Genomic DNA, 11,819 nt, shown 5'->3' with positions numbered 1-11,819 from the left:
ATGGTAGATGAAGCAACAAGGTACTCTGACGCTGATTTAGCAGAGTTCAAAGAAATAATCTTGAACAAAATTCAAAAAGCACAAGCTGATTTAGATCTGATAAAAAGTGCGTACATGAATGATTTGAATAACGGAACTGATGATACTTCGCCTACCTTTAAAGCATTTGAAGAGGGAAGCGAAACAATGTCTAAAGAAGCGAATTCTCAACTGGCAATACGTCAGGAAAAGTTTATTCGTGATTTGAAAAATGCACTTTTCCGTGTAGAAAATAAAACTTATGGTGTATGTAAAGTTACAGGCAAACTAATTGGGAAAGAAAGATTAAAAATCGTTCCTCATGCAACAATGAGTATTGAGGCAAAGAATTTGCAACGATAAACTACTTGTTGTGTAATATTTAACGCTCCTAATGGAGCGTTTTTTTTGATTAAATTGTTATTTTTGCGCCATTAAAATTTATAAAATGTCATTACGAAAAGCGTATCTCCTTATTTTTATCTTATTGCTTGTTGATCAAGTTTCTAAAATATACATTAAAACTAATTTTATATTAGGCGAAGAAGTTGAAGTATTCAAATGGTTCAAAATTCTTTTTATAGAAAATGAAGGAATGGCTTGGGGGACTGAAATTCCGGGTGCGTACGGAAAATTATTTCTAACCCTTTTTAGATTGGTTGCTGTAGGTGGAATTGGATATTGGTTGTGGGATTCTGTAGAAAGAAAACACAGTTCTAATTATTTGATTGTTGCTATTTCACTGATTTTGGCCGGTGCTTTCGGAAATATTATTGATTCTGTTTTTTATGGGGTGATATTTGACGACAGTCAACAACAATTAGCTACTTTATTCTCAGATCAGCCTTATGGAACTTGGTTTCACGGAAAAGTAGTGGATATGTTTTATTTTCCTTTTTGGCATGGAAATCTACCAAGTTGGTTGCCAATTTGGGGCGGAAAAGAATTTACTTTTTTCAATGCAATTTTCAACATTGCCGATATGGCGATTTCTACCGGAGTTGGAATTTTGATTTTCTTTAATAAAAAAGCCTTTCATCACGATTAGATTCAACGTTTTTTGCAACATACAAAAAAGACCTGTTCATGATTTGAACAGGTCTTTTTGCATAATTAGTTTTTGTTGTGTCCCGGTGCATATCGTTTTGCACTTTTTCCACCATATATTTTTTTAGCTTGTCCTGGAGGAAGTTTTTTAGCTTTATAGGAAGATCTGCTGGTTCCGGTTTGAATGCTGCAATTTGAAAATGAAACTGCGAATAAAATAACCATAACGCTTACTGCAAATCTTGAATTTTTGAATGTTCTCATAAATTATTTTGGATTGTATTTGCTGCGAAAGTACGCATTCCAAATTAAAACGAGTGAATTGAATTCGGAGTCACGCAATAATCCAGTTGTATATCGCCTTCAAAAACATCTTCAATAACTTCTTCAGGTTCGAAGAAACACAGTCCAATTTTGATTACATCCGGTTTGCATTCCGATAAAAATTTATCGTAAAACCCTTTGCCGTAACCCACGCGATGCCCTTTTTTATCGAAAGCCAAAAGCGGAACAAAAACTACATCAATCTTATTTGAGGGAACTTCAATACCATCTACAGGTTCTGGAATGTTGTATTCATTTTTCTTGATTTTAGTGTTGTCCGTCAATAGGAAATGCGTCATGTTTCGGGTTGCAAAATCAGCTTTGGAAACAATAATTTCTTTGTCTTTTCCGGATAATATGTGAAGAATAAACTCGGTATTGACTTCTTTTTGTTCAGATATGGGAAGGAAAATATGAAAATAGGTTTTTTTCCAAAGCGGAATTGTCAGTATTTTATTGGCTACAGCCAAACTCATTTCTTCCACTTCATTTTCGGAAAGTGAATTCCGTAGGGCTTTGTATTTTTGTCGTAACGCAGTTTTGTTCATTTTAAATATTTTATTCTCCTTCTTCTCCAAGAGCATTCGACAAATGATAAATAGCATCTCCTTCATAGACAATTGGGGAATGATTGGCATTGATGATATAGCCATCGTTTGGCGCTTTTACTTTTCTTTCAAATTTTCCGTACGGATCCGTTATGGTGGCAAGAATAGTTCCTTTTTTTACAAATTTCCCAATAGTATCGTAATCATGTAATAATCCGGAACATTTGGCGCGTATCCAGCCAGATTTTTCAATATAAATGGTGTTGGATTTTTGTTGTACCGCAGTATGTTTTAAATCTAGCATATCAAGATGTTTAAGCAGACGCTTTGCTCCATTTATGCCTTCCTCGGCGATATCATTGTTGATATCTAATGATTTTCCGCCTTCAAAAAGCAACATTTTGACATCCATTCTTTCACTGGAACTCCTAAAAGAGCCCATTATATTTCTGGAATATAAGGTGAAAGGTGCATTAAAAACATCGGCAAGAATTTTTAAATCAGCATTATTATGTGCTATTCTAATTTGTGGTGCGTTGAAACGACTCGCTCCACCGGCATGAAAATCGACGGCATATTCTACCAATGGCATGATTTCAGCTAAAATATGAAATGCAAATCGGCTGGCCAAAGAACCGGTTTTACTTCCGGGAAAAACGCGATTTAAATCCCGACCGTCTGGAAATTCTCGTGATTTATTGACGAATCCGTATACGTTTATTATTGGAATACAAATGATTGTACCTCTTTTTGGCTTGTTTATTTTTTTGTAAATGAGCTGGCGTACGATTTCGACTCCATTGATTTCGTCACCATGAATTCCCGCCGAGAAAAGAACAACGGGACCTTCAAACTTGGAGCGTCGCACGATAATAGGGATGTTCAGTTTTGTGGTGGTGTGCAGTCTCGCAATTTCGACATTGATAGTTTTGCTTTCGCCCGGATTTATGCTTTCGCCAAAAAGAACAATAGGTGTGGTATTAATTTTCATCATAGGTTCTTGAAAGCATAAAAATAAGGATAATAACGAATTAGAAACTAAAATTCCGATAAAATTTTCCTCAGTAAGATTTCAAGAACATTGATTTGTATTTGGGGATTTTTGAGATTAACTTTGTTACATGAATCCAACAACTTTAGCCCTACAAATCCAAACCTTGCCTGATAATCCCGGCGTATACCAATATTACGACAAAGAAGGGAAAATTTTGTATGTGGGCAAAGCCAAAAATCTTAAAAAGCGAGTTTCTTCTTATTTCAATAAAATTCATGATACGGCTAAAACCAATGTGCTTGTAAAGAAAATTGTCACAATAAAACACATTGTTGTCCCTACGGAGACCGATGCGCTTTTATTAGAAAATAACCTTATAAAAACCCTGCAGCCACGTTATAATGTATTGTTGCGGGATGATAAAAGTTATCCGTGGTTGTGTATCAAGAAAGAACCTTTTTCGCGCATTTTTGCAACCCGCAGAATGGTCAAAGATGGGTCGGAATATTTTGGTCCTTACACCAGTTTTAAGACCGTAAGTACTATTTTAGAGCTGATCAAAGAACTGTATCCGCTACGAACTTGCAATTTTGATTTGAGTAAAAGCAATATTGAAAGCGGTAAATTTAAGGTTTGTCTTGAATATCATATTGGTAATTGTATGGGGCCTTGTGAAGGTTATGAAACTTTGGAGAATTACCAAAAACAAGTAGATGCTATTCGCGAAATCCTGAAAGGAAATTTCAAAGAGAGCATGAAAGATTTTAAACGTGTTATGACCAGTTTAGCTGCTGACATGCATTTTGAAGAAGCGCAAAAAATAAAGGAAAAAATTGAGATTTTAGAGAATTACCAATCGCGATCCACGATTGTAAATCCAAAAATCACCAATATTGATGTGTTTTCGATTGTTTCAGATGAAAGCGCGGCGTATGTGAATTTCCTGCAAATTTCTCACGGCTCGATTATTCGTTCTCATACGATGGAAATCAAAAAGAAACTCGACGAAACGGATGAAGAGTTATTAGAATTGGCGATTATTGAACTGCGAGAGCGTTTTCATTTGCTGTCCAGAGAAGTTATTGTTCCGTTTCATGTGGACTTGGGAGAGAATATAAAAATCACCGTTCCGCAACTAGGCGATAAAAAGCAAATTTTGGATTTGTCAATCCGAAACGCTAAGTTTTACCGAATTGAACAACTCAAACAATTGCAAATTGTAGATCCGGATCGCCATACGAAACGAATTATGGCTCAAATGCAAAAAGATTTGCGATTGCCGGTCGAGCCAAGACACATCGAATGTTTTGATAACTCAAATATTCAAGGAACAAATCCTGTGGCAGCTTGTGTGGTTTTTAAAGATGGGAAACCCAGCAAAAAAGATTACCGCCATTTTAATATAAAAACGGTCGAAGGGCCCGATGATTTTGCTTCGATGACCGAAGTGGTTTACAGAAGATACAAACGATTGCTTGATGAAAATCAACCGTTGCCGAATTTAATCATTATTGATGGTGGAAAAGGACAATTATCATCGGCACTGAAAAGTATTGATGAATTAGGGCTTCGAGGAAAAATTGCCATAATTGGTATTGCCAAAAGACTGGAAGAGCTGTTTTATCCGGGAGATTCTATTCCGTTGTATTTAGATAAAAAATCTGAAACACTGAAAATTATCCAGCAATTGCGAAACGAAGCGCACCGTTTTGGGATTACGCATCACCGGGACAAAAGGAGTAAAGCAGCGCTGAATTCTTCGATAGAAAGCATTCCCGGCATTGGAGAAAAAACAATGCTGACTTTGATTCAACACTTCAAAAGTGTTAAAAGATTGAAATTAGCGACAGAAAAAGAAATTTCGGACGTTATAGGTGTATCAAAAGCCAAAAAAATTACCGAATTTTACAAGGCAACAAAAGAAAATTAACACCATCAGATTCTATTACGGAACAAATTGCTGCTTATGAAAAAAATCGTACTATTATTCATTGTTTTTATCAGTTTGACCGTGTTTTCGCAAGAGCAAAAAAGACCTAAAATAGGTTTGGTTTTAAGTGGTGGTGGTGCAAAAGGTTTTGCTCATATTGGAGTTTTGAAAGTATTAGAGGAAGCTGGTGTCAAGATTGATTACATTGGCGGAACCAGTATGGGTGCGGTTATTGGCGGCCTTTACGCTTCTGGATATAATGCAACTCAAATTGATTCTATTTTTCAATCGACAAATTTCAGTGAATTAATCAACGATTTTATTCCCAGATCATCTAAAAATTTTTACGAAAGAAGAAATGACGAGTTATATGCGCTGGTTTTACCATTTAATAAAATGAAAATTGGAATTCCCGAAGCCTTGTCTAAAGGAATGTACAATTATAATTTATTGACTAGGATTACTAGAAACGTAAGGCATATCAAAGATTTCAATAAGCTTCCGATTCCTTTTTTATGTATTGGTACTAATATTGAAACCGGAGAAGAAGTGCTGTTGAATAAAGGGAATTTGGCGCAGGCCATGATTGCAAGTTCAGCATTTCCTTCTTTGTTTTCTCCTGTGGAAATTGATGGGAAAATTTTGGTAGATGGTGGCGTTGTGAATAATTACCCAATTGAAGAGGTTCGGAAATTAGGTGCTGATATCATAATAGGTGTTGATGTTCAGGATGGATTATTGGATCGAACACAACTTAAAGATGCAACTAAAATTTTAGTCCAAATAACCAGTCTTCAGTCTATCGAAAGAATGAAGAAGAATATATCCAACACTGATATTTATATAAAACCAGACATTTCTCAATACGGCGTGGTTTCTTTTGATAAGGGAGATGAAATTATAAGAAAAGGAGAAGAAGCAACATTTGCTGTTTATGAACAATTGAAAAATATTGTGGATATGTCTGATCCATATCACAAACCAAAGATGGAGTTAAGGTCAGACAGCCTGCAAATCAGAGCGATAAACAGCAACGAATTAGATAATTATACTAAAGAGTATGTTGTTGGGAAATTAAAATTTAAACCTGGAGCAAAAACCTGTTATGATGATTTGTTAAAGGGAATTAATAATATTAATGCAACTAAAAATTTCAGCTCCATTTCGTATTCATTGGAAGCAAACAAGCAAGATGTTGATTTGAATATTAATCTGAGAGAGAATCCGACAAAAACATATTTGAAATTTGGATTGCACTATGATAATTTGTTCAAAAGTGGTGTTTTAGTGAATTTGACGCGTAAAAAAGCAATTTTTAAAAATGATGTAGCTTCATTTGATATTGTTTTAGGTGATAATATCAGGTATAATCTTGATTACTATATTGAAAACGGATTCAATTTGAGTTTTGGTTTCAAATCACACTATAACCAATTCAATAGAAACGTAGCCAAAGGAATAAGCAGTACAACGCTCAATAATCCGGATATAAATTCTCTGAATGTGGACTTTACGGACATTACAAATCAGGCGTATTTCCAGTCTTTATTTGTTCAGAAATTCTTGATAGGCGGCGGTGTAGAACTTAAATATTTAAAGATAAAATCAGAAACACTTGCTACTGTTGACCCAATAATTGACAACAGTAATTATTTTAGTCTTTTTGGGTACATGAAATACGATTCATTTGATAATAAATATTTCCCTAAAAAAGGATGGTATTTCACAGGTGATGTTCAATCGTATTTATTGTCGTCCAATTATACAGGTGATTTCAAACCGTATTCCATTGCCAAAGGAGATTTTGGAGTTGCAGCAACTTTGTTTAAAAACGCCACTGTAAAATTTCAAACCGATGCCGGATTTTCTTTTGGTCAGGAAAGTGTTGCCTTTTTTAATTTTGTTTTAGGAGGGTATGGATTTAATCCGTTGAATAATTTTAAATATTTATACGGGTACGATTATTTGAGCGTGGCAGCCAATAGTTATATAAAATCAACGGGAACGCTAGATTATGAGTTTTTGAAGAAAAACCACGTCAATTTTTCAGCAAATTTTGCTAATATTGGAGATCGGATTTTTGAATCAGTGGATTGGGTTTCGATTCCGAAATATTCTGGTTATGCCGTTGGATATGGTTTAGAAACAGTGATTGGACCCATAGAAATAAAATATTCTTGGTCTCCAGAACAGCCCAAAGGATTTACATGGTTTAGTATTGGGTTTTTGTTTTAATTATAATTTATTTCAATAATAATTCCGATATTTGTTATAATGAAAACAAAATGGCTAGGTTTATTAGAGTATCTTCAATTCCTTATCAAGAGAAATCCTGAGTAAGTATTCTTTTTTTTGATTTATCATAGCACATTATAAAGTAATCTCAACTTTAATTTGTTACACTTTTAAACAAAAAAATCATGCCTTTATACCATAAATTGGGGAGTTTTCCTCAAAAAAGACACACACAATTCGAAAAACCAACGGGTGGTTTGTATTACGAACAACTCTTTGGAACAGAAGGTTTTCACGGTCATTCGTCATTGTTATATCACGTTCACAGGCCTACGCAAGTCAAGGAAATTCTAAAATCCTATTCAGTAGAGCCCAAAATTGCTATTGGAAAAAACATCAAATCATTATTACTGAAAGGCTTTGAGCTAAAACCAGAAGACGATTTTTTGGACAGCCGCAAAGCTATGTTGGTCAACAAAGATTGTACGATAGGATTAGCCGCGCCAAGGCAATCATTACGTAACTATTTCTATAAAAATGCCGATGCCGATGAAATGATTTTCATCCATAAAGGAAAAGGAAAATTGCGTACCATGATGGGAAATATTCCTTTCGAATATGGCGATTACTTAATTATTCCTCGCGGAATGATTTACCAAATTGATTTTGAAACTTCGGAAAACAGATTGTTTTACGTTGAATCATTTGCGCCTTTTTATACACCAAAACGCTATAAAAACGAATCAGGGCAACATTTAGAACATTCGCCGTTTTGCGAGCGTGATTTTATTTTGCCAAACGAGTTAGAAACGCACGATGAAAAAGGCGATTTTCTAATTAAAATCAAGAAAGAAGGAATGATGCATGAAGTCGTTTACGCCACGCATCCCTTTGATGTTGTGGGTTGGGACGGTTATAATTTCCCTTACGGATTCAGCATTCATAATTTTGAACCTATAACGGGTCGCGTACACCAGCCGCCACCGGTCCATCAAACCTTCGAAACGGCAACATTCGTCGTTTGTTCGTTCTGTCCGCGACTGTACGATTACCACCCAAAAGCCATTCCAGCGCCTTACAATCACAGTAATATTGATAGTGATGAGGTTTTGTATTATGTAGATGGCGATTTCATGAGCCGTAATAATATCGAGCAAGGTCACATTACATTACACCCAAAAGGCATTCCACACGGACCCGCACCGGGAGCCATGGAACGCAGTATAGGTCATACAGAAACCCATGAATTAGCCGTAATGGTCGATACCTTTCGCCCTTTAATGGTAACTGAAGAAGCGATGGGATTAGATGATGGTCAGTACTATAAATCTTGGGTAGAGTAATAAGGAGCTATTTCCTGCTGTACGCTTTATCTTTTTCTGGTCTCGTTAAAAAAACGAGACCAGAAAAGGTAATTGCGAGAGCAATTCGACCATCAGGGCTAGGGCTTTAGAATAAACAACAACATAATTTTAAATTAATACATCCGTGTACATCAGTTTAATCCGCGTCATCCGTGTTCTAAAACTAGAAGTACCGAATCAAAAAATAAATACCATGTCAAAAGAACTTAAATCAGTAGAATACGGGCTAGAAAAAATATTTGAAGGAGCACAAGATTTCCTGCCTTTACTAGGAACCGATTACGTAGAATTCTACGTAGGAAACGCAAAACAATCTGCACATTATTATAAAACCGCTTTTGGTTACCAGTCTTTGGCGTATGCCGGACTAGAAACCGGAGTACGAGACAGAACATCGTATGTGCTGAAACAAGATAAGATCCGCATTGTATTGACCACGCCATTAACACAGGATTCTCCAATTCATGAACATTTGAGAAAACATGGTGACGGGGTGAAAGTAGCTGCTCTATGGGTAGAAGATGCTACTGGTGCTTACGAAGAAACTATCAAACGTGGAGCGCGCTCTTTTATGGAGCCAACCGTAGAGAAAGATGAGTTTGGAGAAGTAGTGCGTTCCGGAATTTACACGTACGGAGAAACCGTTCATATTTTTGTAGAACGCAAAAACTACAAAGGTGTTTTCTTACCAGGATACAAAGAATGGAAATCGGATTACAATCCGGAGCCAACAGGATTAAAATACATAGACCACATGGTGGGAAATGTGGGTTGGAACGAAATGAATACTTGGGTTAAGTTCTATGAAGAAGTAATGGGATTTGTGAATTTCCTTTCTTTTGATGACAAACAAATCAATACGGAATATTCGGCGTTGATGAGTAAAGTAATGTCAAACGGAAACGGAAGAATCAAATTTCCAATCAACGAACCTGCCGAAGGAAAGAAAAAATCACAAATCGAGGAATATCTGGACTTTTATGGCGGACCTGGAATTCAGCATATCGCAATTGCAACGGAAGATATTATCAAAACGGTATCGCAATTGAAAGCCAGAGGAATCGAATTCTTATCCGCTCCTCCGCATACGTATTATGAAGCAATTCCGGAGCGATTGGGCGATCACATGAAAATGATGAAAGAAGATTTAAACGAAATCGAGAAACTCGCCATTATGGTTGATGCCGATGAAGAAGGATATTTATTGCAAATTTTCACTAAACCAGTACAAGACAGACCAACCTTGTTTTTTGAAATTATTCAAAGAATGGGAGCTAAAGGCTTTGGTGCGGGAAACTTTAAAGCGCTATTTGAATCAATTGAGCGAGAACAGCAATTGCGAGGAACGCTATAGAAACGTGTTATTTTTACATATTATGAAAAAATAACCGATGAACAGCATATTTTTTTGCAAATGTTGTGTTAAACTTTATTTTTAGAAAGAATAACTGAATTTGTTAGCTACCTTTGCACTCGCAAAAAGGGAAGGGGTGGTTTCCTTCCTGATTTCATATAAATTTCATAGTTTATAGTTTTTTGGTTAGTTAATAGCATAAAAACTCAGTCATTATTTGACTGAGTTTTTTTGTTTTGATATATTTGGAACAAATTTTGCTAATACAGTCAATAAATTGACAAAATAAGTAATGAAAAAATTAATCTTATTCTTTGTATTGCTTATAACGGTAAGCTTTAATTCTCCTCAGGAAGACGCTTATGGTGTGGGAGAATATTTTAAATTCAGAATCCATTACGGAATAGTGAATGCAGGTTATGCCACATTAGAAGTAAAAGATGCCACGTTCAACAATAAAAAAACTTTTCACGTCGTTGGGAGAGGATACACCACGGGTATGTCGCGTTTTTTCTTCAAAGTAGATGACTTGTACGAAAGTTATATTGACAAGGAAACTAGAAATCCATACCAGTTTGTTCGAAAAATTGACGAAGGCGGATATACAAAAAACCAAGAAGGTTTTTTTAATCAGTCTGTTAATAAAGTTGTTGTAAAGGATTACAAACATAAAACTGAAAAAACACTTTACGTCCCAAAAAACACACAGGATATTCTGTCTACATTTTATTATTTAAGGAATCACCCTAATATTGATAAGTTAAAAATTGGGGAATCAGTGGCAATAGACATGTTTTTTGATGATGAAACTACTAAATTCAAGCTAAAGTTTATGGGGAGAGAAAATATAACCACTAAATTTGGCGTTGTTCCAGCAATGATTTTTAGACCTTTAGTACAATCAGGACGTGTGTTTAAAGAGCAGGAGAGTCTTACAGTTTGGATTTCGGATGATGATAATAAAGTACCACTTAGAATAAAAGCGAGTTTGGCGGTGGGATCAATAAAGGCAGATATAGAAGCGTATAAAGGTTTGAAAAATCCTTTTAAAACAAAAAAATAATGAGCAATAACGACAATTCAGAAGCTATTTTAAAAGAAATTGAGCTTAAATATGAAGCAATAAATCAAAAAACGGAGACGCAGCTAGAAGGGTTATTGTGGTCAAAACCAATCACATATTGGGATTATATTCAAACAGATGCTTTGTTGAATCTGCAAATTCAAAGAACGACGCTTCCTGACGAAATGGTTTTTATCATGTATCATCAGGTTAACGAATTGATATTTAAAATGATACTTTGGGAGATGAGACAAATTTCCTATTGTGAAAACATTAATACAGTTTTTTTCACGGAGCGATTAATGCGAATCAGTCGTTATTTTGATATGTTGACTACCTCTTTCAGTATTATGGGAGATGGAATGGAAGTGGACCAATATATGAAATTTAGAAATACACTGACACCTGCCAGTGGTTTTCAAAGCGCTCAATACCGCCTAATAGAATTTTCTTCTACTGATCTAATAAACCTGATTGATCACCGTTATAGAGATACAATAGACAGAAATACACCGTATGAATTTGCATTGGAACATCTGTATTGGCAAGCCGCGGGGAAAGATTATCATACTGGAAAGAAATCTTTTTTACTGGAGGAATTTGAAAAAAAATACAAGAAGGAATTCCTAGCGCACATGGAGGAATACAACACCATAAATATTTGGCAAAAATTTAAGCAACTGCCGGAATTAGATCAAAAAAATCCCGAATTAGTTCAAGCGATGCGTCATTATGACCATACGGTGAATATTACTTGGGTAATGCAACATTTGAATACAGCAAAAAAATATATTGATCAAAGCGGTAAAGGAGATGGCGAAGCTACTGGTGGAAGTGACTGGAAAAAATACATGCATCCTAAATATCAAAGAAGAATTTTCTTCCCGGAATTGTGGAGTAGCCATGAATTAGAAAATTGGGGAGTAGAAATGTAAGTTGAAT

Annotated in this window: 11 protein-coding genes; 8 read left to right on the top strand and 3 right to left on the bottom strand. The window is 35.5% G+C overall.

Annotation, left to right across the window (positions count from 1 at the left end; translation table 11 throughout):
• Together DR871_RS03420 and DR871_RS03415 are read left to right on the top strand one after the other, a co-directional pair.
• Positions 1-381 (top strand): TraR/DksA family transcriptional regulator, encoded by a 381-nt coding sequence (locus tag DR871_RS03420; RefSeq protein ID WP_073209154.1) that lies wholly within the window; start codon positions 1-3, stop codon positions 379-381.
• 85 nt (positions 382-466) lie between these two features.
• Positions 467-1,066, top strand: coding sequence for a lipoprotein signal peptidase (locus tag DR871_RS03415; protein WP_113664851.1), 600 nt, complete (start codon positions 467-469; stop codon positions 1,064-1,066).
• Between the two features lie 65 nt (positions 1,067-1,131).
• Here DR871_RS03415 and DR871_RS03410 read toward each other — a convergent pair whose 3' ends face one another.
• The 3 genes from DR871_RS03410 to DR871_RS03400 are packed head-to-tail and all read right to left on the bottom strand — an operon-like array spanning position 1,132 to position 2,928.
• Positions 1,132-1,329 carry a hypothetical protein gene (locus DR871_RS03410; protein WP_091166339.1) on the bottom strand — a complete coding sequence of 66 codons (198 nt, stop codon included), beginning with the start codon at positions 1,327-1,329 and terminating at the stop codon, positions 1,132-1,134.
• Positions 1,330-1,373: 44 nt separating this feature from the next.
• On the bottom strand, positions 1,374-1,937 hold the full coding sequence (locus tag DR871_RS03405; protein ID WP_113665458.1) for a 5-formyltetrahydrofolate cyclo-ligase: 564 nt from the start codon (positions 1,935-1,937) through the stop codon (positions 1,374-1,376).
• Between the two features lie 10 nt (positions 1,938-1,947).
• Positions 1,948-2,928: a succinylglutamate desuccinylase/aspartoacylase family protein gene (locus DR871_RS03400; protein ID WP_113664852.1), complete on the bottom strand. Its 981-nt coding sequence runs from the start codon at positions 2,926-2,928 to the stop codon at positions 1,948-1,950.
• A gap of 130 nt (positions 2,929-3,058) precedes the next feature.
• Between DR871_RS03400 and uvrC the strand changes: the two genes are divergently transcribed.
• The 6 genes from uvrC (at position 3,059) to DR871_RS03370 (ending at position 11,812) form a co-directional block, all read left to right on the top strand.
• Positions 3,059-4,861: an excinuclease ABC subunit UvrC gene (gene uvrC / locus DR871_RS03395; RefSeq protein WP_113664853.1), complete on the top strand. Its 1,803-nt coding sequence runs from the start codon at positions 3,059-3,061 to the stop codon at positions 4,859-4,861.
• A gap of 36 nt (positions 4,862-4,897) precedes the next feature.
• Positions 4,898-7,096, top strand: a complete 2,199-nt coding sequence (locus DR871_RS03390) for a patatin-like phospholipase family protein (protein WP_113664854.1) — start codon at positions 4,898-4,900, stop codon at positions 7,094-7,096.
• Between the two features lie 185 nt (positions 7,097-7,281).
• Positions 7,282-8,439, top strand: coding sequence for a homogentisate 1,2-dioxygenase (locus DR871_RS03385; RefSeq protein ID WP_113664855.1), 1,158 nt, complete (start codon positions 7,282-7,284; stop codon positions 8,437-8,439).
• 214 nt (positions 8,440-8,653) lie between these two features.
• The gene (hppD, locus tag DR871_RS03380; protein WP_113665459.1) at positions 8,654-9,814 is read left to right on the top strand and encodes a 4-hydroxyphenylpyruvate dioxygenase; all 1,161 of its coding nucleotides are present in this window, start codon (positions 8,654-8,656) and stop codon (positions 9,812-9,814) included.
• A 292-nt stretch (positions 9,815-10,106) separates the two neighbouring features.
• The gene (locus DR871_RS03375) at positions 10,107-10,877 is read left to right on the top strand and encodes a DUF3108 domain-containing protein (RefSeq protein ID WP_113664856.1); all 771 of its coding nucleotides are present in this window, start codon (positions 10,107-10,109) and stop codon (positions 10,875-10,877) included.
• Entirely contained in the window at positions 10,877-11,812 is a 936-nt protein-coding gene (locus DR871_RS03370; protein ID WP_113664857.1) for a tryptophan 2,3-dioxygenase family protein, read from the top strand. The genes DR871_RS03375 and DR871_RS03370 overlap by 1 nt, the downstream gene beginning before the upstream one ends.
• The last annotated feature ends 7 nt before the right edge of the window (positions 11,813-11,819 follow it).

The sequence above is a fragment of the Flavobacterium petrolei genome (assembly GCF_003314435.2).
Classification (GTDB): domain Bacteria; phylum Bacteroidota; class Bacteroidia; order Flavobacteriales; family Flavobacteriaceae; genus Flavobacterium; species Flavobacterium petrolei.
This window is presented reverse-complemented; position numbering and strand designations above follow the sequence as displayed.

Bases quoted from the DNA above. Each gene is read 5' to 3' on its own strand.
- DR871_RS03390 (WP_113664854.1), top strand. From the start codon at position 4,898: ATGAAAAAAATCGTACTATTATTCATTGTTTTTATCAGTTTGACCGTG.
- DR871_RS03370 (WP_113664857.1), top strand. From the start codon at position 10,877: ATGAGCAATAACGACAATTCAGAAGCTATTTTAAAAGAAATTGAGCTT.
- DR871_RS03410 (WP_091166339.1), bottom strand. From the start codon at position 1,329: ATGAGAACATTCAAAAATTCAAGATTTGCAGTAAGCGTTATGGTTATT.
- hppD (WP_113665459.1), top strand. From the start codon at position 8,654: ATGTCAAAAGAACTTAAATCAGTAGAATACGGGCTAGAAAAAATATTT.
- DR871_RS03420 (WP_073209154.1), top strand. From the start codon at position 1: ATGGTAGATGAAGCAACAAGGTACTCTGACGCTGATTTAGCAGAGTTC.
- DR871_RS03385 (WP_113664855.1), top strand. From the start codon at position 7,282: ATGCCTTTATACCATAAATTGGGGAGTTTTCCTCAAAAAAGACACACA.
- DR871_RS03405 (WP_113665458.1), bottom strand. From the start codon at position 1,937: ATGAACAAAACTGCGTTACGACAAAAATACAAAGCCCTACGGAATTCA.
- DR871_RS03415 (WP_113664851.1), top strand. From the start codon at position 467: ATGTCATTACGAAAAGCGTATCTCCTTATTTTTATCTTATTGCTTGTT.
- DR871_RS03375 (WP_113664856.1), top strand. From the start codon at position 10,107: ATGAAAAAATTAATCTTATTCTTTGTATTGCTTATAACGGTAAGCTTT.
- uvrC (WP_113664853.1), top strand. From the start codon at position 3,059: ATGAATCCAACAACTTTAGCCCTACAAATCCAAACCTTGCCTGATAAT.
- DR871_RS03400 (WP_113664852.1), bottom strand. From the start codon at position 2,928: ATGAAAATTAATACCACACCTATTGTTCTTTTTGGCGAAAGCATAAAT.